18 protein-coding genes and 1 pseudogene are annotated in these 24,676 nt (G+C 71.4%); 4 read left to right on the forward strand and 15 right to left on the reverse strand.

Annotated features, from left to right (window positions below; genetic code table 11):
• Positions 1-2,167, reverse strand: a pseudogene (locus tag E2E34_RS12590) (hypothetical protein); the annotation flags it as partial.
• 114 nt (positions 2,168-2,281) lie between these two features.
• Here E2E34_RS12590 and E2E34_RS12595 point away from each other — a divergent pair.
• Complete coding sequence (locus E2E34_RS12595) at positions 2,282-2,677, forward strand: hypothetical protein (protein WP_138901982.1); 396 nt, start codon at positions 2,282-2,284, stop codon at positions 2,675-2,677.
• 1 nt (position 2,678) lies between these two features.
• A complete protein-coding gene (locus E2E34_RS12600; RefSeq protein ID WP_138901983.1) occupies positions 2,679-3,626 on the forward strand; it encodes a hypothetical protein in 948 nt (315 codons plus the stop codon).
• A gap of 227 nt (positions 3,627-3,853) precedes the next feature.
• On the opposite strand, the gene E2E34_RS12605 is transcribed toward E2E34_RS12600, so the two are convergent.
• The 9 genes from E2E34_RS12605 to E2E34_RS12645 form a co-directional block, all read right to left on the reverse strand.
• The gene (locus tag E2E34_RS12605; protein WP_208765220.1) at positions 3,854-5,167 is read right to left on the reverse strand and encodes an MFS transporter; all 1,314 of its coding nucleotides are present in this window, start codon (positions 5,165-5,167) and stop codon (positions 3,854-3,856) included.
• Positions 5,164-5,985, reverse strand: a complete 822-nt coding sequence (locus E2E34_RS12610; protein ID WP_138901984.1) for a Rossmann-like domain-containing protein — start codon at positions 5,983-5,985, stop codon at positions 5,164-5,166. The genes E2E34_RS12605 and E2E34_RS12610 overlap by 4 nt, the downstream gene beginning before the upstream one ends.
• Positions 5,986-6,024: 39 nt before the next feature.
• Positions 6,025-6,804 carry a phytanoyl-CoA dioxygenase family protein gene (locus E2E34_RS12615; RefSeq protein WP_138901985.1) on the reverse strand — a complete coding sequence of 260 codons (780 nt, stop codon included), beginning with the start codon at positions 6,802-6,804 and terminating at the stop codon, positions 6,025-6,027.
• A 66-nt stretch (positions 6,805-6,870) separates the two neighbouring features.
• Positions 6,871-7,905 carry a pyridoxal-phosphate dependent enzyme gene (locus tag E2E34_RS12620; protein ID WP_138901986.1) on the reverse strand — a complete coding sequence of 345 codons (1,035 nt, stop codon included), beginning with the start codon at positions 7,903-7,905 and terminating at the stop codon, positions 6,871-6,873.
• A 15-nt stretch (positions 7,906-7,920) separates the two neighbouring features.
• Positions 7,921-8,688 carry a class I SAM-dependent methyltransferase gene (locus tag E2E34_RS12625; protein ID WP_138901987.1) on the reverse strand — a complete coding sequence of 256 codons (768 nt, stop codon included), beginning with the start codon at positions 8,686-8,688 and terminating at the stop codon, positions 7,921-7,923.
• A 60-nt stretch (positions 8,689-8,748) separates the two neighbouring features.
• Positions 8,749-10,317, reverse strand: a complete 1,569-nt coding sequence (locus E2E34_RS12630; protein WP_138901988.1) for an ABC transporter ATP-binding protein — start codon at positions 10,315-10,317, stop codon at positions 8,749-8,751.
• On the reverse strand, positions 10,314-11,159 hold the full coding sequence (locus E2E34_RS12635) for an ABC transporter permease (protein ID WP_138901989.1): 846 nt from the start codon (positions 11,157-11,159) through the stop codon (positions 10,314-10,316). The genes E2E34_RS12630 and E2E34_RS12635 overlap by 4 nt, the downstream gene beginning before the upstream one ends.
• A 5-nt stretch (positions 11,160-11,164) precedes the next feature.
• A complete protein-coding gene (locus tag E2E34_RS12640; protein WP_425573402.1) occupies positions 11,165-12,127 on the reverse strand; it encodes an ABC transporter permease in 963 nt (320 codons plus the stop codon).
• Positions 12,115-13,671 (reverse strand): ABC transporter substrate-binding protein, encoded by a 1,557-nt coding sequence (locus tag E2E34_RS12645; RefSeq protein ID WP_138901990.1) that lies wholly within the window; start codon positions 13,669-13,671, stop codon positions 12,115-12,117. The genes E2E34_RS12640 and E2E34_RS12645 overlap by 13 nt, the downstream gene beginning before the upstream one ends.
• Before the next feature lie 356 nt (positions 13,672-14,027).
• Between E2E34_RS12645 and E2E34_RS12650 the strand changes: the two genes are divergently transcribed.
• Positions 14,028-14,555 carry a GNAT family N-acetyltransferase gene (locus E2E34_RS12650; protein ID WP_167518279.1) on the forward strand — a complete coding sequence of 176 codons (528 nt, stop codon included), beginning with the start codon at positions 14,028-14,030 and terminating at the stop codon, positions 14,553-14,555.
• 149 nt (positions 14,556-14,704) lie between these two features.
• On the opposite strand, the gene E2E34_RS12655 is transcribed toward E2E34_RS12650, so the two are convergent.
• A complete protein-coding gene (locus E2E34_RS12655; protein ID WP_138901999.1) occupies positions 14,705-15,880 on the reverse strand; it encodes a cytochrome P450 family protein in 1,176 nt (391 codons plus the stop codon).
• A gap of 296 nt (positions 15,881-16,176) precedes the next feature.
• Between E2E34_RS12655 and E2E34_RS12660 the strand changes: the two genes are divergently transcribed.
• The gene (locus tag E2E34_RS12660) at positions 16,177-17,325 is read left to right on the forward strand and encodes a hypothetical protein (protein WP_138901992.1); all 1,149 of its coding nucleotides are present in this window, start codon (positions 16,177-16,179) and stop codon (positions 17,323-17,325) included.
• A gap of 269 nt (positions 17,326-17,594) precedes the next feature.
• Here the strand turns inward: E2E34_RS12660 and E2E34_RS12665 are convergent, their stop codons facing one another.
• From E2E34_RS12665 to E2E34_RS12680, 4 genes are all read right to left on the reverse strand, one after another.
• Positions 17,595-18,077, reverse strand: coding sequence for a DedA family protein (locus E2E34_RS12665; protein ID WP_138901993.1), 483 nt, complete (start codon positions 18,075-18,077; stop codon positions 17,595-17,597).
• A gap of 443 nt (positions 18,078-18,520) precedes the next feature.
• Entirely contained in the window at positions 18,521-19,021 is a 501-nt protein-coding gene (locus E2E34_RS12670) for a cupin domain-containing protein (RefSeq protein ID WP_138901994.1), read from the reverse strand.
• A gap of 380 nt (positions 19,022-19,401) precedes the next feature.
• Entirely contained in the window at positions 19,402-21,483 is a 2,082-nt protein-coding gene (locus E2E34_RS12675; protein WP_500691564.1) for a HelD family protein, read from the reverse strand.
• 713 nt (positions 21,484-22,196) lie between these two features.
• Complete coding sequence (locus E2E34_RS12680; protein ID WP_244315683.1) at positions 22,197-23,642, reverse strand: FAD-dependent monooxygenase; 1,446 nt, start codon at positions 23,640-23,642, stop codon at positions 22,197-22,199.
• Positions 23,643-24,676: the final 1,034 nt, after the last annotated feature.

A 24,676-nucleotide genomic window follows, 5' to 3' on the forward strand; every position in this document is an offset into this window, starting at 1 on the left:
TCCCCGCGCCCGTGCCCGTCGACTGGTCCCGGTCCAGCAATTCACGCAGCTCGGCGAAGCGCGAGGCCAGTTCGGGGTGCCGGACGCGCAGCTCGGACAGATCGTCCCGGGTGTCCAGTGCCTGGGACAGGAGCACGGCACGGCCCGCCTCCACCAGGCGCAGCGCCCGCGCTGCCCGCTCCGAGGCGGTGCCGCTCGTGTCGGCCAGGGCCAGGGCGGCCGCGTCGGCGGCGAGATCGACGGCGTCGGCGCCGAGGGCGTGCTGCTGGTCGCTACGCCGCAGCCGGCGCGGTGCCACCTGCGGCAGCGTCAGTACGGCCCGCTCCAGGAATCCGGCCGCCCGGCCGGGATCCGACGGCGCGGCCAGGCGCGCCGCCCCACGCGCCGCACGGATGCGCATCCACGGTGGAGCGGTACCCGACTCGGCCGCCTGCTCCCAGACGGACTGCTCCTCCGCCAAGTCGGCCACCGCTCCGGTGCGCTCGAACCGCAGCCGCAATACGCTCGCGAGGTTGATCAGAGCGCCCGCGCGGTTGGGGTGACCGTCGGGCATCACTCGCAGGGCAGCGCGGCCCGCCTCCACCGCCTCGTCCACATCGCGTGGATCCCCACGGCGCTCGAACCTCCTCCGCAATGCGATGCAGAGGCTGACCAGGGGCATGGCCCGCAGGTGGCCCTCAGACGCGGTCCGGGCGGCGGCGCGACTGGCCTCCACCACCTCGTCGAGGTCCCCGAGAACTCCGCCGTGCTCGAACCGCAACTGGAGGGCGGTCGCGAACTCGGCCAGGAAGCCCGCGCGCTGAGGGTGGTCGCCGGGAACGGTCCGGAGGACGGCGCGCCCTGCCTCCACCGCCTCGTTCACGTCCCCGAGGTTCCCGGTGCGCTCGAACCGCATCCGCAGGCAGGCGCCGAGGTTGGCCAGGCGTGCCGCGCGTTCCGGGTGGCCTTCGGGGGTGGCCAGGAGGGCGGCGCGGCCCGTCTCCACGGCCTCGTCGGCGTCAGCCAGCATTCCGGTGCCCTGGAACCGGAAGCGCAGGGCGGAGCTGAGACCGGTCAGGTGCACGGCCCGGTCGAGGTTGCCGTCGGGGGTGGTTCGTACGGCGGTGCGGCCCACCTCCACCGCCTCGTCGACGTCCTTCACGTCGCCGGTGCGCTTGAAGCGGTCCAGGAGGACGAGGCAGAGGTTGGACAGGTATCCCGCTTGCTGGTCGCCGGCTCGAACGGCGGCGCGGTGCACCTCCACGGCCTCGTTCACATCCGTCAGCATCCCGGTGCGCTGGAACCGCGATTGCAGGGCGACGCCGAGATTCGAGAGACACACGGCCCGGCGGGGGTCGTCCGCGCGGGTGGCCCGTACGGCGGCACGGCTCACCTCCACCGCCTCGTCCACGTCTCCCAGCTCGCCGACCCGTATGAACCGCAGCCGCAGGGCGGCACCGTAGTTGGTCAGATTCACGGCTTGGTCGGCGTGACCGTCGGGAGCGGCCCGTACGGCGGCCCGGCCGGTCTTCACCGCGTCGTCCACGTCCTTCACGTCGCCGGTGCGCTTGAAGCGCTCCAGCAGAGCGCCGCAGAGATTGGAGAGGTAGAGCGCGCGCTGGGGGTGGCCGTCAGGAGTGGCCCGGACGGAGGTACGGCCCGCCCGCACCGCTTCGTCCACGTCCCTGAGATCCCCGCCGCGCGTGAAGCGTTGGTTCAGGGCAGCGCAGAGGAGGGAAAGGGTGTGCGAGTGGCGCGGATGGCCGTCGGGGATCCTGCGCGCGATTCGCCTTGCCAGGTCCACGGCGGTGTCCAGGAGTTGAGGATCCGTGGTGGTGCTGAACGAGCGGTTGAGCAGGTCCATCAGATCGGGTACCGCTCGCTCGGCCACGGCCAGGCGCAGGGACTCCGGTACAGCTTCCTCTTCCACGATGAAGCACCGTCCGAAGAGTCGGACCGCTTCTGTCCATTCGCGTTCGGCCTGCGCCCGCGGGAGCGCTTGAGAGCGCAAGTGATGCAGCCAGGCCAAGGCGTGGGCGGCTTCCAGGTCACCGCCGGCGGCGTACGCCGCCAGCTGGCGGGCGGCGGTCAGTGCGGCCGGATCCAGCGCACAGGACAAGTCCTGCCTGTCGCCCACCCGCTCCACGCTACTCCTGACCGCCGCCAGCAGCTTCTCGCGCTTCCCCATCAGGAGCCCCCCACGCCGATGACGGATCGTCAATCCAGCACAGTAGATCGGCTGTTGCTTGAATCGGTCGGCTTCGGACAGGATGGCCGAGTCAGTACGGACAGGGGGCTTGGAGTGGCCGATCAGCGCAGCGGTGTCGACACGAGGGTGCGTGAGGCGATCGCCCACGTCTGCGGACGGTTGGAGCGCATCCGTACGGACCTGGACGCGTACGCAGCCGAGGGCACGGCCCCGCTGGAACGCCTCCTCGCCGCTCTGCGCGACGGGGAGGACCCCGCCCCGGCGCTGGACGCACTCCACGAGGCCCTGCTCGCGGCAGGTGACGCCGTGGGGGTGCACGGCGGCGGGGGCACGCGCGGCATGACCCCGCTCGGAGTCGACCCCGCCACGCCCGACGAGTGGGTGCTGATCTGCCCGACGCGTCAGTGCTCCCGGCACGCCTGGCCCGACGCCTCCGAAGCGCCCCGCTGCCGCGTCAGCGGCCAACCGCTGCGCAGGGAACGGCTGTAGCGTGGTGGGCGGATTCCTCGGCGCGCTCGGGCAGAAGCTCGCCGAACGCTGGCTCACGTTGCTGGTGTTGCCCGGGGCGCTCCTGATCGTCACGGCCACCGTTTCCCGGGTCCTCGGCCATGCCCATGCCTTGGACCATCAGCGCCTCATCGACCGGATCGGCCAGTGGGCCCAGGCGCCCGTCGCTTCCAGCGTCGGCGGGCAGGTCGTGCTGCTCGGCGCGGTTCTCGCTGCGGCCGCGGTGGCGGGGTTGGCTGCCCAGGCTCTGGGGACGCTTGTCCAGCGCGCCGTCCTGGCCGCTGGATGGCGCGCCTGGCCGCGCCCGTTTCGGCAGTGGGTGTACGGACGTGTCGTACGTCGCCGGGCGCGCTGGGGCGCCGCCGCGCAGCGCTATCGGCAGCAACTCGACGCGGACGCCCGTTCCCTGGCACTTCTGGGGGAGCGGGCCGACTCTGCCCCGCGCCGCGCAGCGCACCAGGCCATGCACCGCGTCGGCGCCGAGGAGCCGGACCGTCCCACGTGGAGTGGTGACCGCGTCCATGCTGTCTCCGCACGCCTGGAGCGCGACCATCACCTGGACCTGCCGCTCGTGTGGCCGCACCTGTGGCTCATGCTGCCCGAGACCACCCGGGCCGAGATCACAGCCGCGGAGCAGGCCCTCACGCGTGCGTCCACGCTGGGCGGGTGGGCTGCGCTGTACGCCCCGCTGGCGGTGTGGTGGTGGCCCGCCGCGCCGGTCGCCGGCGTGCTCGCACTGACCGCGAGATTCCGGCTCCGCGGTGCGGTGGATGCCTACGCCCAGCTGTTGGAGGCTGCTGTCCGGCTCCATGCCGTCGAGCTGGCCGAGCAGCTGGGCATCGAGCATGCCGGCCCGTTGGACCGGCTCCTCGGGGACGCGCTCAGTCAGCGACTGAGGACTCGCCCACGAGAGGGCCCGCCACCCTCGTGACGTTGTACGTGCCTTCCAGCGGTGCCTGTCCTGGCAAGCCCCGCGGCCGGCCTGCGCGACGTTGGCGTGCGTGGGCCCGCCCGGCTCCTACCGTCCCATCCGGCTCCGGCTGATCGACAGTTCTCGCCTCTGCCACATGCTCCGCCCTTGCGGGAGACACCCACAGGCCGTGGCGCCGGCCCATAGGTGTCTCCCGCGCCGATGCCTCGGGAGTACTGGTGGCTTCCTCAGCCACCAGCAGGGGCGGAGCGTGCCACCGCGCGGGCGAGGACGAGCGCCGCGAGGGTCAGTGCGCCCAGGGCCGCGGCGGTGCCCGGATATCCGCCGAGCGCGAGACCGACGCCACCGAGGCCGGCGCCGAGGAAGACGCCGAAGCTCATCCCGGCGGCGTTGAGGCTCAGCGCCGTTCCCCGCAGCGGGCCGCAGCGGCGCACCAGCAGCGTGGTGACACAAGCGGCCACCGTCGCGTGGCCGGCGCCGATGAGTGCGGTCAACGGGAGCGCCAGGAAAAGCGAGTGGGCGAAGAAGACGCCCACGAGAGCCGCCAGCGCCACCAGCAGGGCGAGCGTCATCAGCCGCTCACTGGAGACCCTCGGCCGCTCGGCGCTCAGCAGTCGTCCGGCGAGGAGGTTGCCCAGGAAGAACGACGTGCCGCTCAACGTCCAGACGATGGCGAAGAGCCCGGGGTCCAGGCCGAAGCGCTCGTCGTAGAAGGCGGCGAGGTACGCGAGGTACCCCATGAAAGCCGCTGTTCTCAGCATGGCCACACCGAGCAGCGGGACCACCCCGGGCAGGGCGCCGAGCGACGTGAACGACGCGAGGTACCCCGTCCGCGTCGCCTTCCCCTCGTCCCGGCCGGGTGTGAGTCCGGCGTGCTGAGTGCGGCGGCCCCGCAGGGCGAAGTACAGAGCCAGTACGCCGGCGATGGCGGCGACGGCCCACAAGTCGCCCTGCCACCCCCACAGCACGGCCGGCAACGCCACCAGCGGCGCGGCCAGGAGTGCCGTGAGCGACTGGGTGGCGGTGACGAGGGTCGCCGCGCGGCCCGCGGCCGCGTCGTTGTCGAAGCGGTCGGCCGCGGCTGCCGTCAGCGCCGGATTGAGCACGGCTGTACCGGCGCCGACCAGCAGGCAGAAGGCGGTCAGCAGCAGGAACTCGCCGGTGGCGCCGAAGGCGGCTGACAGGGCCAGCACGGCGAGTCCGCCCGCGGCCGCCCATTCCCTGCGGACGCGGTCGATCAGCGGAGCCAGCGCTGTGCCCACGGCCAGGGCGGCGAGTCCGCCGAGGCCGCGCAGCTGACCGAGGGCGGCGACGCCGGCGTCCGCCGTGTCGGCGATGGGGACGAGGAAGGTGCTGTAGACGGTGAAGGGCACCAGGCCCACGGCCGATGCGAGCATCAGCGGCCACAGGACGCGGGTCATCCGCCAGTCGCCCGGCACGGCACGGTCGCTCGCCACCGTGTCCGTCGCGGCCTCTGCGGGCTGCTGCGATACCGAACCGGCGGTGGCGCCCGCCGCCGGGTGCTTCGTCTCGCTGCTCATGCCTGCTCCGCCCGGTACCGGTACAGCGCGGTGGCGTCGGCGCTGAACTGGGAGAAGGGGAACGGCTCGGCGGACAGCGCGGACACTCCGGCGCCCAGGAAGGCACGCGCGACGGCGCTGCCGCTCTGGGCGTACACCACCAGCGGAAGTTCGTGCTTGCGGCAGTGCTCCACGATCTGGTCGAAGCTGCCGTTGCTGAGGGTCATGCCGGTGGCGACCACGGCGTCGGCCTCGGCGAGGACCTGCGCCATGTCGTCCGTGACGGGGTCGCCCCAGTGCGTGGTGCGCAGGTTGAAGTCGCAGGGCAGCGGGACGCCGCCCTGCTCGCGTATCGCGGCCACGAGCGGGTTGACGACGCCGATGAGCGCGACCTTCGCGCCGGGCGCGATGTCGAGGAGCCCGGCGACGGCCGCGTCCCTGGCCTGCGCGCGCTCCTCCGGGGTGCCGGTGGGCAGGACGACGGTCTCGGCGCCCGCGGCGCTTCGGTGCGGCTGGACGCGCCCCAGATACGCGTCGAGCGCGGCGATGCGCACCGGCGCCGACTCGTGCCGGATGAGTGTGTCGAGGGTGTGCCCGGAGGCGTCGGCGCAGAAGTCGGGGGCGACCTCGCCGGCTTCGAAGGAGCAGGCGCCGAAGGCGTCGCCGGAGCGCATCAGCAGGTAGCTGTTGCGGTAGGTGACCCTGCTGCCGGCCAGCCGGGTGGTGTGGTGGAGCCAGAAGGCGCTGGTGACGGCCAGGTCCTGGGGGAGGGGCCCGTAGGCGCCGTCGAGGACCGCCTGCTGGAGTTCGGGGACGGAGTACGGATGTGAGGGAGGCATGTCTGTTCTTTCTCGGCGGGTGGGTACGGAGGGAGGGGGTCAGGGAAGTTCGGCGAGCCGCTCCGCCCGGTAGGGGAGGCCCGGGAGTTCGGGCCGCCCGGCGGGCTGGAAGCACAGCAGCACGGAACGCCGGTCCCGGGCCGCCCGGTTGGGACCGGAGCGGTGCACGACGAGCCCCGGGAACATCAGTACCGAGCCGGCCGGGGCCTCGACGGTCACCGCGCCTCTCACATCGGTGCGCGCGGCGTCCACCAGCAGGCCGGTGGGTTCCGACCGGTCACGCGGCACGGGCCCGGCCAGATGGCTCCCCGGCACGATCTCCAGCGCGCCGTTGTCGGCCGTGACATCGTCGAGGAAGACCATCGCGGTGGCGACGTCCCGGGCGTCGGGCCCCGCGCAGCAGTACCAGTACGGGTGGTCCTGGTGCCAGCGGAACTCCGAACCGACGCCCGCACGCTTGAAGTTGAGCTTGGAGGTGAACGGACCGAGCCGCTCGCTGTTCACGATCCGGCGCATGGGAGCGGTGATCCGCTCGTCGGTCCACAGGGACTCCAGCGCCGGGTGCAGGTGCGTCACCGGCGCGAGGCTGCGTACCGCGGGCGGACGGGCGTCCGGCTCCCAGTGGACGGTGGTGCCGTCCACCGTCTCCAGCCGGTGCCCGTCCGGCCACACGCTGACGTCGGCCGCCCCTTCCCGCGCCTTCTTCGTCACACGCGCGAGGACGGCTTCCGACGCCTCGCCCAGGGCCGCCGTTTCGGCGGCGTCGAGGAGGCGTGGCAGGAGAACGAAGCCGCGCGAGAGCTGCTCGTCGAGAGACATGGAGGGCACCTTTCGGTCGCAGGCACAGGGGGTACTTCGTCAGGGGGCCGGCCGGGGCGGGCGACGCTAGGCCCTCTCGGGCACCAGCACAGGAGCGCCACGCAGCAGCGCGCTGTCGGTGGGCGGCCAGTCCATCGCCGACCACGGGTGCCGCAGTTCGTCCTGTGCCGTGACCTCGTGGGGCCGCATCGATCCGAGGCCGACGGCGGCTGCGTGGTGGGAGTACGCGCTGTCCACGTACCGGTGCCCGGTGTCGGCGGCCAGGAAGACGTACGTCCGGTCGGCGTCGCGCCGCCGCTCCCACAGCGTGGCGAGGTACGCGGCGCCCGCCGACAGGCCGGCGAAGATGCCGCTGGCCCGCAGGAGTTCGACGGCGCCCGACATGGCGTAGTCGAAGTTCACCCAGTGGATGCGGTCGTACAGATCGTGCCGTACGTTCTGGAACGGGATGGAGCTGCCGATACCCGCGATGATCATGTCCGGGTCCAGGACGTGCTCGGCGCCGAAGGTGACGCTGCCGAACGGTTGCACCCCGACGAGCGTCACGTCCCGGCCCGCCTCGCGCAGGTACGTGGCGATGGCGCCGGTGGACGCCCCGGTCCCCACGCCCCCGACGAGCGACAGCGGGCCCTCCGGGACCTCCTTGCCGATCACGTCCGCGACGTCGCGGTAGCCGATGTAGTGGATGGAGTCGTGGTACTGCCGCATCCAGTGGTAGTGCGGGTTCTCGCGCAGCAGTTCGCCGATCCGCTCGACGCGCAGGTTCTGGTCCAGGCGCAGGTTCTTGGACGGGCGGACCTGCTCCAGCGTGGCGCCGAGGATCTCCAGCTGGACGCGGAGGGTACGGTCCACGGTGGTCGAGCCGACGATGTGGCAGTGGAGCCCGTAGCGGTGGCAGGCCAGGGCGAGCGCGTGGGCGTAGATGCCGCTGGAGCTGTCGACGAGAGTGTCGCCCGGCTTGATCTGCCCGGTCTCCAACAGGTGGCGTACGGCGCCGAGTGCCGAGTACAGCTTCATCGTCTCGAAGCGCAGACAGATCGCGCCCGGGGGTACGGTCACGACGTCCGGTTCCTTGACGGCCTCGGCTATGTGCTCGTGCATGTGATGTCCTCCCGGTCAGGCGGCGTCGTGGCGGATGAGCTTGAAGAGGTACGCCTGGCAGTCGTCGCCCTCCCACGTCTGGCGGTGCAGGATCTCGGGCCGGAATCCGGCGTCCATGCCGTAGCCGACGATCCGCTTGAGTTCGGCGGTGTTGGACACGATCAGGTGGATCTCGCCCTGGGGTGCGAGCAGGCCGCGGGTGACGATCTGGTCGAAGAAGCGCGTGACGACCCCGGCGCCCACGCAGACGTTGCGGACCACGGTCGGGTCGTCGCTGGTCCGGGTGCTGACGGCGGGCGGGTTGAAGGTGATGACGTCCAGCCGGGCGGAATCGGCGAACTCCTCGAAGAGGTTGGACACCAGGGGCCGGAAGACGGTGTCCGGCCGGTCGCCGACGATGCGCCCGTAGTGCTCGGCGGCCGTCGCCACGCTGTCCGGGTGGACGTCGGCCGCGTAGATCTCCCGCGCTCCGAGCGTGCCGGCGATGACGGCCTCGACCCCGAGGCCGACACCCATGGCCGCGTACGACCTGCCCTTGACGGGGATCGTGCCGTCCAGCAACCGGTCGTGGACGATGCGGCTGGTGTCACCCGGCCTGAAGACGCCCGGTGGCAGTGTGAAAGCCCAGCCGTTGTAGTCGTACGTCCGCGTGGTGTGGATGTCGGACGTGGCGCTGTTGATCGCGAGGATCTCGTCCTCGGGCAGTGTGTCGGGCAGGGACTCCAGCAGGGCGCGGGCGTCGTCCCGTGACGCCGCGGCGCCGGCTGCGGGCCGGTCGTTCATGTGTCCTCCGTGGTCGGGGTGTGGGTGGAAGCTCGTGGTGGTGGTGAAGCGCGTGGTGTGTCAGGAACGGGTGGCGGACGGCGCGGTCAGGTCCGTGGCCGTCAGGGCCGTACCGAGACGGATGGCGCGTACGAGGCGCCGGGTGAGGGCGGCCCGTGGCGCTCGCAGCACCTGCTCGGGTGCGCCGGTCTCGACGACATGGCCGCCGTCGACGACGACGACGTGGTGTGCGACGGCGGCGAGGAGTTCGAGGTCGTGGCTGACCCAGAGGAGCGCGGTGCCGTGCTCCTCGCGGAGCCGGCCGAGTTCGGCGAGGACCGCTTCGGTGGCGGCCGGGTCCAGGGCCGTGGTGATCTCGTCGCAGACCAACACGTCGGGGGCCGCGATGACGGCCCGCGCCAGCGCCGTGCGCTGCAACTCGCCGCCGGACAGGGCGGCGGCGCGCCGCTCGGCGGTCGCGCCGTCCAGCCCCAGGCGGCCCAGCAGCCTCAGCGCCTCCGCCCGGGCCTCGCCGGAGGAGAGCCCCCGCAGCCGTACGGCGGTACGGGCCACCTGCTCGACCACCGTGTGCCGCTCGTCGAAGGAGGCGCGGACCTCCTGCCACACGTACTGCACGCGCCGCTTCTGTTCGGTGGTGCGCCGCCGCAGGACGGGAAGCGCCACCCCGTCCAGCAGCACCTGGCCGCGCCGGCGTTCGTGCAGCCCGGCGACACAACGGGCCAGAGTCGTCTTGCCACTGCCGGACAGCCCGGCCACACCGACGCACGCACCGGCCGGCAGGTGCAGGTCCACGTCGTGCAGCACCGGGCCGCGGCCGCGGCTGTGCAAGTGCGCGGACAGGCCGCGCACTTCGAGGACGGGTGGCCGCCCGGAGTCATGGGGTGTGTGGCGGACGCCGGTCACCCCGGGACGGGCGGGCAGGGCCTCGGCGGGCGAACCCGAGGCCACCACCCGCCCGCGCCGCAGGACGACCACCTGGTCGGCGAGGGCCCGTACCAGGTCGAGGTCGTGGCTGAGCAGCAGCAGCGCGAGCCCGCCGCGCACAAGGGCCGCCAGTTCCTCCGCCAGCCGCATCCGCGCCACCGTGTCCAGACCGGTGCTCGGCTCGTCCAGGACGAGGACGCGGGGCCGGCACACCAGGGTCTGCGCGAGCGCCACGCGCTGGCGCTGCCCGCCCGAGAACTGGTGGGGGAAGCGCCGCTCGGTGTCCCGCCCCGGAGGGAGCTGGGCGCTGCGGAGCGCCTCGGACACCGCCGTCGCCGGTGCGGCGTCGGGACGGTGCAGCCGCGCCAGCTCGGCGAGGACGGCGCCGGTACGGCGGGCCGGGTTGAGCGCGCTGCCCGGATGCTGGGGCATGTAGGCGATGACACGCCCGGGCAGCGAAGCGGCCCACGCGCTCACCCCGTTCGCGTCCACGGCCGTGACGCCGTCGGCGGTGATCCGGCCGCTCAGCCGCACTCCCGGCCCCGCCTCGCCCAGCAGGGACAGGGCGGCGGTCGTCTTGCCGCTGCCGGACGGGCCGACGAGCGCGGTCACGCGGCCCTCGTACAGGTCGAAGTCGACCGCGTCGAGAAGCACCGCGCCCCCGGCGCGTGCGGTCAGTCCGCGCACGGTGACCAGCGGGGTCATCGGACGTCCTCCCGCGTACGGCGGGAGCGGCCCAGCAGACGGTCGGCGAGCAGGTTGAGCCCCACGGTGAACATGACGAGCATCGCGGCGGGCGCCAGTACCGCCCACGGCTGGAGGAGCAGTCCCTCACGGCCGCGCGCGATGCTCACCGCCCAGTCGGGCGCGGTCGGGTTCAGTCCGAGCCCCAGGAAGTTGGCCGAACCCACCAGGAACACGGCGAGGGTGATGCGGGTGCCGATGTCGGCGGCGACCGGGGTGATGACGGAGCGGGCGATGTGATCGAGCTGGACGCGGATCCGGGATTCTCCCTGGAGTCGCATCGCCTCGGTGACCGGGCTGCTCGCCGCGTCCAGCGCCGCCCCGCGCACGAGCCGGGCCACCGGCGGGACGTTGACGGCCGCGACCGCGAGGGCGATGGCCAGGGGGGAACCGCGCCAGCCGACCGCGACCACGCTGATCACCAGCAGGGTCGGCAGCGGCAAGAGCACGTCCAGCGGGCGGATCAGCAGCTCGTCCGCCCACCGGCGGCGAGCCGAGGCCGCCAGCAACCCCACGAGACCCCCGACGAGGTAGGCGATCGCGACCGCGCCGAGCGCCATGCCCAGCGCGCTGCGGCCCCCGTGCAGCAGGAGAGCCAGTACGTCCCGGCCCAGCCCGTCGGTCCCGAGGGGGTATCGGGCGTCGCTCGTCGCGTACGGGGCGGACACCCCGGCGGCGGGCGACTCGGCGAACAGCGGCCCGAGCACGGCGACACCCAGGGGCAGCGCGACGAGCACGGAACCCAGCGGCGCCACCGCCAGGGGGATCCGGCCGTGCCCCGGCCGAGCGCCGGGTCGCTCCATGAGCTTCACCGAAGGACCTCCGTCCGTGGTACGAGGCGATGGGAGAACAGGTCGGCGGCGAGACTGAACAGCAGGGCCGCTGCCGCGACCACCAGGGCCAGACCCTGCACGGTGGGCACGTCCCGCGCCTCCACCGCCCGCACGAGGGCGGTCGCGACGCCGGGGATGGCGAAGACCGCCTCGACGATCAGTACGCCGCCGACCAGGTTGTCGCCGACGCGGGCCAGTTCCTGGATGCCGGGAACCGCCGCGTTCGGCAGGACGTGGCGCAGCAGCAGCGTCCGGCGCGGCACCCCCAGGCGGCGGGCCTGGGCGACGTAACCGGCCTGGAGCACCGTCACCATGCCCGCCCGGACCTGCCGGGAGAGCAGGCAGACCATGCGGGCGGCCACCACGGTGACCGGCAGGACGAGCAGCCCCGGTCGTACGAGCAGGTCCGCCGCGCCCACGCCGACCCAGGTGGCGGGCAGCCACCCGAGCCTGAGCGAGAGCCCGGTCACCAGCAGCAGTGCCAGCACGAAGTCCGGTACGGCGTTGAGTGCCAGGGTCACCGAGGTCACGGACCGGTCGAGGAGGCCGCCCTCGCGCAGACCGCAGGCGATGCCGAGGGTGACAGCGAGCGGAACCACCACGGCCAGCGTGACCGCCGCGAGCACCAGCGTGGTGCCGACCGTCTCGGTCAGGATGTCCAGCACCGGGCCGCCGCTCACCAGCGACGTGCCCAGGTCACCGGTGACGATCCCCGACGCCCAGTCGGTGAACCGTTCCAGCGGCGGCCGGTCCAGTCGGAGCTGTTCGCGCAGCGCCGCCACCTGCTCGGCGCCGGCGTCCTCGTTGTTGCGGACATCGGCCGCGTCGCCCGGCAGCAGTGAGGTCAGCAGGAAGACCAGCACGGCGAGCAGGGCGAGTTGGACCACACCGAGCGCGAGACGCTGGCAGGCGTACCGGCGCATCGTCAGACCAGCCACACCTTGTCGAAGCGGCCCGAGTCCAGGGTGTTGGGCGGCGCCGCCTCCATGCCCCGGACCCGCGACGAGACACCGTTCAGCCAGTCCGGGTGGCCCCAGATCAGCAGGCCGCCCTCGTCGTGGACGGTGCGCTGCAACCGGCCGTACAGCTTTCCGCGTTCACCGGCGTCGGTCGTGGACTGGGCCTTCGCGAAGGTGGCGTCGAAGTCCTCGCGGCGCCAGCCGGAGGCGTTGAACGCCGACTTCGTGAGCAGCCGGTCGTTGATGTAGTTGGGGATCGTCATCGCGCCGGAACGGTGGCTGCCCATCACGCCCTTGGCGAGCTGGTCCTTGAAGTACGTCTCCGACGCCCCGGTGGTGACCTTCACCCGCAGACCGGCGTCGGCGGCCTGCTCGGCGAAGAGGGTGGCCGCCTCCACGAAGCCGGTCGCCACCGCGGAGGTGTAGATCGACAGCGTCTTGTTCAGCGCGCCGGCCTTCTTCAGCAGCGAGCGAGCCTCCGCGACGTCCCGGGTACGTTGCGGGACGTCCTCGGGGTAGTACTGGTAGCCCTTGCCGAACATGTCGTTGCCGACCACGCCCTGACCCGCCAGGCCGACCTGCACGAGCTTCTCGCGGTCGGCGAGCAGCTTGAACGCCCGGGTGACGTCGGGGTTGTCGAAGGGCTCCTGGTCGCACTTCATCACGATGGCGTGGGCCGTGCTGCCCTTCGCCGCCAGGATCCGCACCGACTTGTCGGCCTGCACCGTCCGGGCGAAGGTCGGCGTCATCTCGTAGCCGAACTCCGCCTCGCCGGCCCGCAGGGCGTTGCCGCGGGCGTCGGCGTCGGCGGAAAGGATCCTCAGCTCGTCGACGTACGCGCCGCCGTCCCAGTGGTCGTCGAACCGTTCGGCGACGAAGGCGCGCCCGGCCCGGAAGGACTTCAGCGTGAACGCCCCCGTTCCCACGGGCTTGGCCGGGTCGGTGTAACGGGAGCTGACGACGGCCGTACCCAGCGTGCCGAGCAGGGCGGGGAATTCGGCGCCGGGCCGCTTCAGCGCCACCTCCACGACGTTCTTACCGGCGCTGCGGCTTCTCTTGAGGTCGATGACGGAGAGCAGGCTCTGGGCGAAGTGGGTGGTCGCCTTCGGGTCGAGGATGCGGCCGAAGGTGAACAGCACGTCCTCGGGAGTCAGCGGCTTCCCGTCGTGGAACAGCGCGTCGCGCAGGGTGAACCGCCACACCGTCGCGTCGGCGTTGGACTCCCACTTCCGGGCGAGGCGCGGCACCGGCGCCATGGTGGCGTCCAGGTCGACGAGCCGGTCGAAGAGGGCCTTGGTGCGGGCCATGTCGATGGCCAGGGCCTCGGCGTGCGGATCGATGGTCTCCTGCTCGCCGCCGCCGGTGAACAGCGCCCGGAATTGTCCGCCGCGCCGGGGCTTCCCCCGGCCGTCCGCCACTGGGGCGCCGCTGCTTGATCCGGCACCGCACCCGGTGAGCGCCAGGGCACCGGCGGCGGCACCGGTGAGGGCGAGGAATTCCCGGCGGTTGTGAAAGATCGACATGCTGCTCCCAGAGGATCACGTGGAGTGGACCCCCGCACCGAGTCCGCGCGGGACGGCGGGCGGACGGGTGGGGGGCGTGAGCAGCATCGTCTATCTGAAAATGATTGTCAACATCGTCTGATGATCGGTTAGTGACGCGCGCCGGTCGAACTCCCGGAGTCGGCGATGCCCATACGTGTGCCCCGGCTCGTGTCCCGCGCCCTGGCCAAGCCGTGCACCGGCCCCCCACCCGCACCAGCCCCGGGCTCACGTCATGACCCACCGGACGCTCACGACGTCAGCCGCAGGCCGTTAAGCGGTGGACAGCACCCTCACGCTGGGCGAGCATCTGCGCGATGAACAACACACCTCCACCCATGGCCAAACGCGTCCGGTTCGTCGAGCTGAACGCGAAGGCGCTGCGGGCACTTGCCGACGGTGACCTCGCCGGCGGCAGCGCCGAAGCCGGAGTCGCCCTTGACGAGCACTTCGTCTGCGACCGCGCCCGCTGGATCTTCGGCCATCGCGCCGACCAGGTCGCCCAGGACCCTTCTGCCGCGCCCTGGATCACACGGGCCGCGGTGTCCGAACCGGACGGGTCCGTCGTCGGCGACGCCGGATTCCACGGGCCGCCCGACGAGGCCGGCCTGGTCGAGGTCGGCTACACCGTCGTGCCCGAGTACCGCCGCCAGGGTTATGCCCGCGCCATGCTGGAGGCGCTGCTCACCAGGGCCGCCGCCGAACCCGGTGTCAGGACCGTGCGGGCCACCATCGGATCCGACAACGCTGCCTCCCTGGCCACCATCGCGGGCTTCGGATTCACGCGCGTCGGTGAGCGGGGGAACGAACGCGACGGGATCGCGCTCGTCTTCGAGGTTTCGGCAGACGCGATTCAGGCCGAGTAGCAGTACGGCACGGCGGACTTGGCGGACATGGCGGGCAACGCGTGAGACGCCCCGGACCCGGACGACGCTTCGACGCTACGAAACGGCACCCGCCGCGCGACCCGCAGGCGCCGTGACGCCTGGAGATGGCGCCCTGTCCGCCCTCCCGGCTACAACAGCACCGGCAGGGACTCGAGCCCACGCATCAGCCGAGTCCGACGCCACTGGAGATTCTCACCGGGTACCGCGAGCTCGATTCCCGGGAACCGCGTGAGCAGTCCGGTCAGCACGATCTCGCTCTCCGCGCGGGCGAGGGGGGCGCCCAGACACCGGTGGATCCCGTGCCCGAAGGCCAGCTGTGCCGTGGCGTCCCGGGTGAGAGCGAGCTGGTCGGGCACAGGGAATCGTGCCGGATCGCGGTTGGCCGCTCCCGGCGCGATGAGGACCGGGACGCCCGCCGGGATCTCGGTTCCGCCGATGACCAAGGATTCTGTGCTGTAGCGGAAGGTCGCGATGCCGATGGGGGAGTCGAAGCGCAGAAGCTCATCCAGGACGGTGGGAATGAGGCCGGGGTCGTCTCGCAGCCTCGCGAGTGCGTCGGGATGCTGCACCAGGGCCAGGACCGCGTTGCCGATGAAATGGGTCGTCGTCTCGTGGCCGGCGACGAGTAACAGGACAGCCATCCAGACCACTTCGTCGTCACTGAGTTCCCCCGCGGCGCTCCGCAGGAGAAGGCTGTGCAGGAGGCCGCCGTCCGGCTCCCTTCGTTTCGCTTCGACGAGGCCGGCCATATAGCCGGCGATGGAATGGGAAGCGGCATCGATCCGATCGGGCCGGCCGGCGGCGAAGAGTTCGTTCGACCATCGCGCCACCATGGTCCGGTCGTCCGCGGGCACACCCAGCAACTGGCAGATCACCGTGACGGGGAGCGGCACGGCCAGCCCGGCCACGAGGTCGACCCGGTCGCCGGGCGCCCACACGTCGAGGAGGTCGCCGACGACCTCGGTGATGTACGGACGCATGCGCGCCACGGGACCGGGAGTGAAGGCCGGCCCTGCCGCCCTGCGCAACCGTGTGTGCTGCGGAGGGTCGGTGGCCAACATGGTGCGGGAGACCGCCGGGTGGAGATTGCGACGGGAGGGCTGACCGGTGAAGAAGCGTGCCGTGTCCTTCGACAGCCGGGGGTCCGCGAACGCTTCCCGTGCCTCGGCGTAACCGGTGACGACGTAGCTGTAGCGCCCTGTCGATCCGGTGGGCACCTTGTGCACGGGCGCTGCGCCACGTAGTCGGGCGAACGTCGCGTAGGGGTCTTTGAAGAACTGAGGGTCCTGCAGCGGGTCGGTCATGATCCTGACACTGTGCCAGTCGCCGTGGCCACCGGTGGTGACGCGCACGATCGCGTCGTCGAGGATCGCCCCCACGTCGCCGGCACGGTACGCCTCGAAGCAGCCGCGGATCCGGTGGGGCCGGACACCGGACGCACTGCTCGCAACAGCCCCTGGCGAACGAGCACATCGCCCACACCAGGCCTCACGGAGCACACCCCCACCCTGAGGGGACCAGCGGGACGCTGCCCAAGTCGCCTGCACGTACGGGCTCCTGGGGCTACGGTGGGTGATCACGGCGTGACGAGGAGGGGCTGATGACAGAGGCTGCGAGCGAGCGCAGGATCATGCTGGCGGACGTACCCCGCCTCACGGCGGAGGAACTGGTCGCGTGCTTCGACGAGGACTTCCGCAACCTGGTCACGGTCTCCATCGCCGATGCCACCCGACGCCTGTCGCGCCCCGTACGCCAACTGCTGCGCGGGCCGGAATGGCACCAGGACTGGCAGGACGCGCTGCTGTGGGCCGAGGGGGAGCTGCAGGTGTCGGCTGAACGCATGCGCCTGACCGGCGACGGCCGGGCGGAAGGGGTGGAGACCAAGCTGCGCCGTGTACGTGCGAACTTGCACGAAGCCCGGCGCGTCAGCGCCCAGTACCGCCGCGAGGCGTTCGAGCGCTCACCCGAACACCTCAGCACGCTCAACGCGCAGCACACCGCGTTGTCGTGGCTGACCAAGGCCTTCCCCGCCGACTACAGCCGCCTGGTGGAACAGTCCAAGCGGGAGCGGGGCATCGTCGATCCGCCGCCGCGGCCTCCCGCCCAGGACGTCTTCGATTCCATCGAGGAAGCCTGCGAGCGCGGTTGGCTCAAGGTGACCATGACCCCACCCGTCGCCCGCCTGCTGCGACAAGGCCAGGTCTCCTTCCGCGGCGCCGTCGCGGACGACGCCAGGCAGCAGAACGAGCGCAACGTCCTGCTGCGCCACCCGCTGGCCGTACGCCGGTGGAAAGCAGCCCTGACCGAGCTGACGGAGATGACCACCAGTCCGGCCAAGGCTTCCTCCCACACCGCGCTGGGACCCCTGAACGTCGACCTCAGCAGGCTGCCCCACGATCACGCCATGCAGATCATCAACGCCCGGCGTTTCTACTGCGCCGTCCAGCAACGTCACCTCGAATGCGACCGCTTGGTACGCCACCTCATGCAGACCGTCGCCACCCGCAAAGACCACGCGCCCGAAACCCACGCCCGCCGCGAAGCGAGCGAGCAGGCGGACCGAACGCTGGCCGCCCAGCACCCCCATGCCTACGCCCACATCCGCAACGCCCTGCACCCGTACGAGGCCACTCCCGGCCAGTTGGACCCCGCTCTGCTGACGGCGAACGCACGCGGAGCGCTCAAGAGCCGGCTGATCAAGGAAGCGCAGCAGCTCCTCCCCGAGAAGGACCGGAGTCCAGCCGCCTGAGTGCGGCCACCAGCCGCGTGGCCCCGGCAGTCGGTGCAAGGCGTCGTCCCGTAGCTGCCGGGAGGCGGTGGCCAGTAGCTGAGACGCTTCGACAGGGACCGATCGCACCTGACACAGGCCGCGGCCGACTCCTTGGACTGCTGGGATCACCACCCATTCCGGACAGGGCCCCCTGCGCGCGTAGAAGGTGACCCCGTGTGCTGCTCGACGGGAGAGCTGAGGCCGCGCGCCATCTCGCCCGCCGCCGCCCGGGCCCTCGTGGGACGGGCTTACGAATCCCCGGCCACGCTGTCACCGGAGGACAGGGCCGCCTTCCTTCGGCGGTACGCGACTACCCCGCACACCGTGAGGAGGAGGACGGCCGCGGCCGACACTCCGAGGGCCGTCTGCTCGGCGAAGAGCCTTCCCAGCACTTCGAGCACGCCGAGCCCCGCCGTCGCGTAGATCAGTGCCCAGGCCGCTCCTCCCACGAACAGGGCGGGGAGATAACGCGGCAACGGCATGCGCATGCTGCCCGCGAGAAAGTTGACGGCGGTCTGGAAACCGACGGTCAGGAAGGAGACGGCCACCACCGGCGCGCCCCACCGCTGGATCGCCCGCTCGGCGCGCTGGAACTTCGCCGAGGAGATCCGCTCGGCGAACCTGCTGCGCCGGGCACCGGCGCCGGCGAGCCACCCGACGGCGAACGTCCCTCCGGCGCGGAGCAGGACAATGAGATACAGGGCTCCGGCGGTGAGCGCGATCTTATCCACGACGCCTCGCCCCGAGCCCCGGGCATGGGAGTGCCGCCCGAGCGGGAGATCGACGGCGCACTTGCCCGGTCACCGTCTCATCACCTGCGCCCTGCCTCTGCCCGTTCGTCGTGATGGTTGCCGTCCTATGGGTTCCACCTACGCCACCGGAACCCTGACCTACAGCTAGGCAAGGTTACCCTAACCACATGTGTATGCGGGGGATGCGGGGGGGTGCAGGGCACCGGGCTGCTGGAGGAACGGCAGGCGAGGTCAGAGAACCCGGTCGGCTCACCCACGGCGTAGGCCCTGCCGGCGGGGCGGGGGCCCGGCTCGCGCTGTCGCCCCTTCGTCACCGCTGGAGTGGGCGCTCCCCGCGCGCCACCGCCGCGGCGGGAAGTGCTGGACGGGCCGCCTGATGCCAACCGGCGCTGGCGCGCCTCGCGAAGATGCGGACGGCAAGGCTATCGAGGGGTCGGTCGGCAGTAGCGCTGGATGAGGTCGGCGTGCGTGGGGAAGCGCGTCACGAGCTCGTCGGGTCGGCCGAGGGTCATGTCGGCGTAGTCGAATCCGGGCGCGACTGCTTCGCTGATCAGGGCGTGGTCTCCGGCGGCGAGGTGGGAGGCCTTCCAGACTCCTCCAGGCACGGCCAGGGTGAGGAGCTGTCCTCGGCCGGTGTCCTGTCCGAGAACGGCGCTGCTGTAGTGGCCGTCGGGGTGGAGCAGGTGATAGGTGACCGGTTCGCCGTGGTGGTGGAAGTGCAGGATGTCGGACCGGTTCAGGTGCCAGTGTCCGACTGGCGACCAGTGGGTGAGCAGGTAGTGGATGGAGGTCAGTGTGTAGCGCTCACCGGCGGGCGTTTGGACGCGCGGGCGATGGTCTGCCTGAAAGGTCCGACGGAAATAACCGCCTTCCACATGGGCTTCCAGACCGAGGGTGTCGATCCAGTGCTGCGCTGTGATCAAGGCTTCCTCCTGTGCTCATGGGAGACGTGGCGGCAGAGATCGCTGTACGGCTGGTGCCGTGGGCGGCCCGGCGTTCGAACATCGCTGGGGTGTTACGGCTCCCGCAGGCCCGGCGCGGGTTGGCTCGTGACCAGTACGGCCAGTATCAGCATGTTCAGGTGGGCCTTGGGGCCGAGCCGCGCCGACCCGCCTGCTCGCCGACGACTCACGGGCCAACCTCTGCGCGGCCTGAAACGGCATCGGCTCATCGGCGAGCAGGGCGCTCGCTTGGACCAGGCCGCGTGATGCTGGGCGGTGAGGCGGAGAGCAGCCTCGTGCGCGCGGGCCGGTGTCTGTACCGCGCCGGGTGCGCCCGCGGTGACGACGCGGGCGCCGCCTCGTCACACGGGCTGGACGGTGATGGTGCACAGGCGCTTGGTGGCCCGGGTCAGGGCTACGTACAAGTCCCTTTCCCCACCGGGGCGGGCCGTGATGATCTCCTCGGGGTTCATGACGACGACCCCGTCGAATTCCAGGCCGCGTGCTTCCGACGCCGGCACGATGCGTGCGTGGTGAGCGATGCCTCGGGCCGTCAACTCGCTCACCCTGGTGTCCGCGCAGATCACTCCCAGAAGCTCGCCCGGGTGCGCGGTGCTCTGGGCGCGGAGTTCCTGAACGACGGCGGTGACCAGCCCGTCCGGAGGTGTGGTCACGATGCGAGGGCTCTCACCGCTTCGCAGCGACCGGGTGGGCTTCTGGTCCGGAGCGATCCTCGTGAGCAGGTCCCGGACGCTCTCCAGGATCTCTTGCGTGGTGCGGTAGCTGACAGTCAGGTTGTGCAGTTTGAACCGCGGTCCGACGTGGGGGCTCAGTGCTTCCTTCCAGTCGCGTGCTGTCGCGACCGGGCCCGCCTGGGCGAAGTCACCCACCAGCGTCATCCCCATCGCCGGACAGCGGCGGACGATCATCCGCCACTGCATGGCGGTCAGTTCCTGCGCCTCGTCGACGACGACGTGCCCGTACGCCCGCGCGGGGGGACCGTCGACCAGGCTCGCCGCCTCGTCCAGCAACGGCACATCGGCATCGGTCCACTGGCCCTCCGGACCGCGCAGCAGAAGGGACCGCTCCTCGGCGGTCAGACGGGGCAGGAGCTCGGCGAGAGCGCCGGCGTCCGTCAGGAGCGCCTTCACGAGGTCACTGGGCACCAGCCGCGGCCACAACGCCTCGACCGCTCGGTCGACGCAGGCGTCGTCGAGGAGATCGGCTCGGATGGCGTCCAGGTCCAGCTCGTGCACCGGACCCGGGTCGGCCGCACCTTCGACACGGCGCTGGGCGGCTCCCGTGAACCGGTCGAGGTTCATGCCCGTCATCTCTTCGGCATCGGCGTCGATCTGCTCCAGGAGGTCGCCCATGTCCCGCCGCATCGCGTCCGTGACGGCGTCGACCAAGAGTTCCTTGAACACCTGGCGCGCGGGGTTGTGCCCCGGTGCGGCTGCCACGGCGGCGTCGCGTGCCGTGGCGACTTCCTCGCCGGAGAGGCGCACCCGTTCCTGTCCGACCCGCACGGTGAAGTCACCGGCGGGGGCTTGATGGACGCGCAGCAGGCCGGCCAAGGCGTCGGCGAGGTCGGCGCTGCCCTTGAGACGCGCCGTGTTGAACGCGTCCACCGTGTCCGTGGACACTCCGGCCAGTTCCTGGCAGGTCGCCAGGACGACGTCGTTCTCTCCGAGAGAGGGAAGGACCTGGGAGATGTAGTCGAGGAACCGGGCGTTCGGGCCGACCACCAGGACACCCTCCTCCGCGGCGCGCGGGAACGCGTACAGGACGTAGGCCGCTCGGTGCAGGGCGACCACCGTCTTGCCGGTGCCGGGCCCACCCTGCACCACGGTCACCCCGCAGTGGGCGGAGCGGACGATCTCGTCCTGCTCGGCCTGCAGCGTCGCGACGGCCGCGTGCATCCTGCCCGTACGCCGTGCCGACAGAGCCTCGGCCAACGGGCCGTCCCCCACGACGTCCTCGTCGGTCGGGGCGGAGCCGTCCAGCAGTTCGTCGCTCACCGAGATGACCCTGCGCTCCTCAAGACGCAGGTGCCGGCGCCGCCGCAGGTCCATCGGGTGGACCGGTGTCGCCTCGTAGAAGGGCCGCGCCGCGTTCGCGCGCCAGTCCACGAGCAGAGGCAGGTCCTCCTCCTCCGTATGCAGTCCGATCCGCCCGATGTGCAGGGCCGTGCCATCCGTCCAGTCGACGCGCCCGAAGACCAGCCCTTTCTCGGCGCCCTCCAGCCGGCCGATTTCCTTGGTCAGACGCTCGGCGGCGATTTCCCTCTCGTATGCCTCACCGGCGCTTTCCGCCGGGGCCTTCAGCACACTCGCTCGGTGTACTCGCGCCTCGGAAAGCCGCTCGGTGAGCAACTCGTATAAGGAGGACACATAATCCCGCTCCGATGCAACCGCACGCACAGCAGGGTCATTTATGTTGGACAACAGGGGGCTCCTTCAATTCGAGCCACACCATACGGTCAAAGTTCCCTGAAGGTAAGTCTTGACTTACTCGGTGAGCCATGGCCCTGGCGGCTGAATCCATGCCGGCCGGCCTATTGCGTACGATGCATTCCGCCGTTCCGTATATCGTCGCCATTTGCGTCTCCTGATGCCCGCCTGCCTTACGGCGAGCCCGCCTTTGGATGCCGACGATGTTCTGCCGCGCTCGGGAGAAGGGGGAAATTCGGCGAGTTGGCCGGCGTGCGAGACGATCTCCTGCGTTGCCGACTCCTGCGTTGCCGAGCGGGTCGTCGTCGTCTCCACGCATCTGGTCGAAGACCTCCGCGGACTGGCCCTGTGCCTAGCGCTGGCGTACACCAATCGTCCAGTCGCAACTCGACGGCGGCCCTGGGTAAGGCGTTCACGACCACGTCGACAACCACCCGGGGGATCTTGTGGATATGAACTTGTTCTGGACGGTCGTTGCGGCAGCCGCTGCGTTGAACATCGCGGGCTTCCTCGGCGCCTTCGTCTTCATCAAGCTCCGTCGGCTACAGAGCAGGCGGAGCGGTAGGTAGGTGCATCCAGCAGGCGATCCACTCTGAGGGTGCCAAGAAGGCCCGTAGTTCCTGTCGTGCGGATCAGCCCGGCCGTGAGGTGCGGTGCCTCTCGACCGAGCTGACCCCGCGATGCCGGGATGAGCCGACGGACAGGGGTCAGCCGAGATGCTGGGCCACCGCCTCGTTGATCCCCGCCGGGTCCGCGCCTTCCGTCGCCCAGGCGGCGTATCCGTCGGGCCGTACGAGGACGGTTGTCCGGCGGTCGCTCGCCCAGTGCTCCACGGTCAGCCTTCCCTCACGGACACCGGGGCCTTCGTACGTCCCGGGCGTGATCAGTACGAACCGGCCGCCGCGCAGCGCCTCGTAGAGCCGGCCGTCCTGCAGGGCGACGTCGGGGACGCGGGTGCCGGTGAGGCGGTGGGCGCCGCGAGGGGCGGGGTAGGCGTAGCCGATCCCGGTGATCTGACCCAGGGCCTTGCGCTGGACGGGCGGGGCCATGTCGACGAACGCGGACACCAGGGCGCGGGCGGCACGCACCAGCGGATTGCGCGCGCGGGCCAGCCGGACCAGTCCGCCACTGCTGCGCAGCACCGCCCTGCCGACCGGGTGGCGCTCGGTCTCGTAGCTGTCCAGGAGCCCTTCGGGCGCCCGGCCCTGGACGGCCGCGGCGAGCTTCCAGCTCAGGTTGGCGGCGTCCTGGAGGCCGGTGTTCATGCCCTGCCCGCCGGCCGGAGAGTGGATGTGCGCGGCGTCTCCTGCGAGGAAGACCCGCCCGACCCTGTAGTGCGGTGCCTGGCGCTCGTCACTGTGGAAACGGGAGAGCCAGCGGGCGTCGTGCATGCCGTAGTCGGTGCCCAGGGCCCGGCGGGTGATCTCCTTGACCTCGTCGAGGTCGAGCGGGGCGTCGTCGGAAACCTCGTTGCGGCGGTTCCAGCCCATGACCCGGTACCAGCCGTCGCCGAAGGAGGCGATCATCGCGAAGGCGTCGCCGCGGCCGTTGACGGTGAGGACGCCCTCGGGCTTCTCGGCCAGCCGGACATCGGCCAGGATCAGCGACTTGATGACGGAGGTGCCGGGGAAGTCCAGGCCGATTGCCTCCCGCACGGCGCTCCGGTGACCGTCGGCGCCGACGACATAGGCCGCCCGGCGGGTGGCGACTGCCCCGTCGGCGCCGCGCACGTCGAGGTCGACCCCCTCGTCGTCCTGCCGCAGCCCCATCACCTCGCTCTCGTACGCGAACTCGACCCCGGCCTCCCGGGCCCGCCGCTCCAGGAGCCGCTCGACCTCGTACTGCGGGGTGATGAGAAGGAAGGGGAAACGCGAGGGCAGCGTGCTCAGATCGAGGGAGAGGCGGCGGAAGAGCCGCAGGCCGGTGATGGGGTCGCCGGTGGTGAGGAGTTCGTCGGCGAGGCCGCGGGCGTCGAGCTGCTCCAGGGTGCGGGCGTGCACCCCGAAGGCGCGGGAGAGGTTGCTGGTCTTGTGCGGCCGCTTCTCGACGAGGGTCACGGTGACGCCGGCTGTGGCGAGGTCTCCGGCGAGGAGGAGGCCGGTAGGGCCGGAGCCGACGACGATCACGGTGCGGTGGGTGGCGGTGCCGTTCATGGTGGCCTCCTGTTGCCAACGCTTGCTTGCCATCGCCCATCTCTGCCAACGAATGTTGGCCAACGCTCGTTGATGAGAATAGCGAGGAGCCGCCTGGCGTGTCAACGGTCGTTGGCCAACATTCGTAGGCGAGCAACTGGCGACCCATGGCCGGTGGCCTGCGCTTGACGGCTGAGCGGCAGTCACAGCTGCTCCACGGTTCCCGCTCCGGCGCCCCATGCGGCTCTGACGCGCCTGCGGCGCGATCCTCTCCGGCGGCCCGCGAGTGCCTCGCGACCGACCGCTACGAGCGAGCCGGCACCCGCGCCGTCGCCAAGGCAGCGAACATCGATCCGCCGATGGTGAGAATGCGGTACTGCCGCAACAAGGGAGGGCTCTGCGCGGCGGCCGTCGCCATCGACCTGCGGCTGCCTGACGAGAGCGGGGCACACCGCCGGCAGCACGCGACACTCATGGCGGCGCAGCTGCTGGGGCTGGCGCCCATGCGCCCATGCGGTACGTGCTGCTGGCACCGCCGACGGTGGGGCCGGCGCGGGCGGGAGATCGTGGCATGGCCGGGACCGACGACCACCGACGACCCGGCGGTACCTGACCGTGCCGAGTCCCTGAGACTGAGACTTGCCGAACGGGTCGGCGTTTCCTTCTGTCCGCGCGGTTCGCCCGCGACGAGTAGGCCCTGTCGCCTAGCACCCGCAGCGGACGGATCCGGAGCTGGCAGGACCGAGACGGGAAACCCAGATCCAGCGCGGCTGTGACTGCGGGCTGTCGCCCGGCTGGCCGGCTGTGAACAGCGGCGATAGCGGCCGCGAGGCCGAGCCGGCGGCGTACGGGTGGATCACGTACCGCGAAGGCGAAACATCTGGAGCCGCGAGCTGAAGCTGCGCGATGGCAGCGATCAGGGCAATAGGGGAACGGAGATCTGGTCAAGCCGGCTCATCTGCCAGCTACGTCGCTCTGGGTGGAGGTCCCGGCGTCGTCTCTCCCGCCCGCCCGCACCGCCGCCCCTGTCCGTTTCCGTCAGTATCCTTCCGGTT

The sequence above is a fragment of the Streptomyces albidochromogenes genome, from assembly GCF_005981925.1.
In the GTDB taxonomy this organism is placed as follows: Bacteria; Actinomycetota; Actinomycetes; order Streptomycetales; family Streptomycetaceae; genus Streptomyces; species Streptomyces albidochromogenes.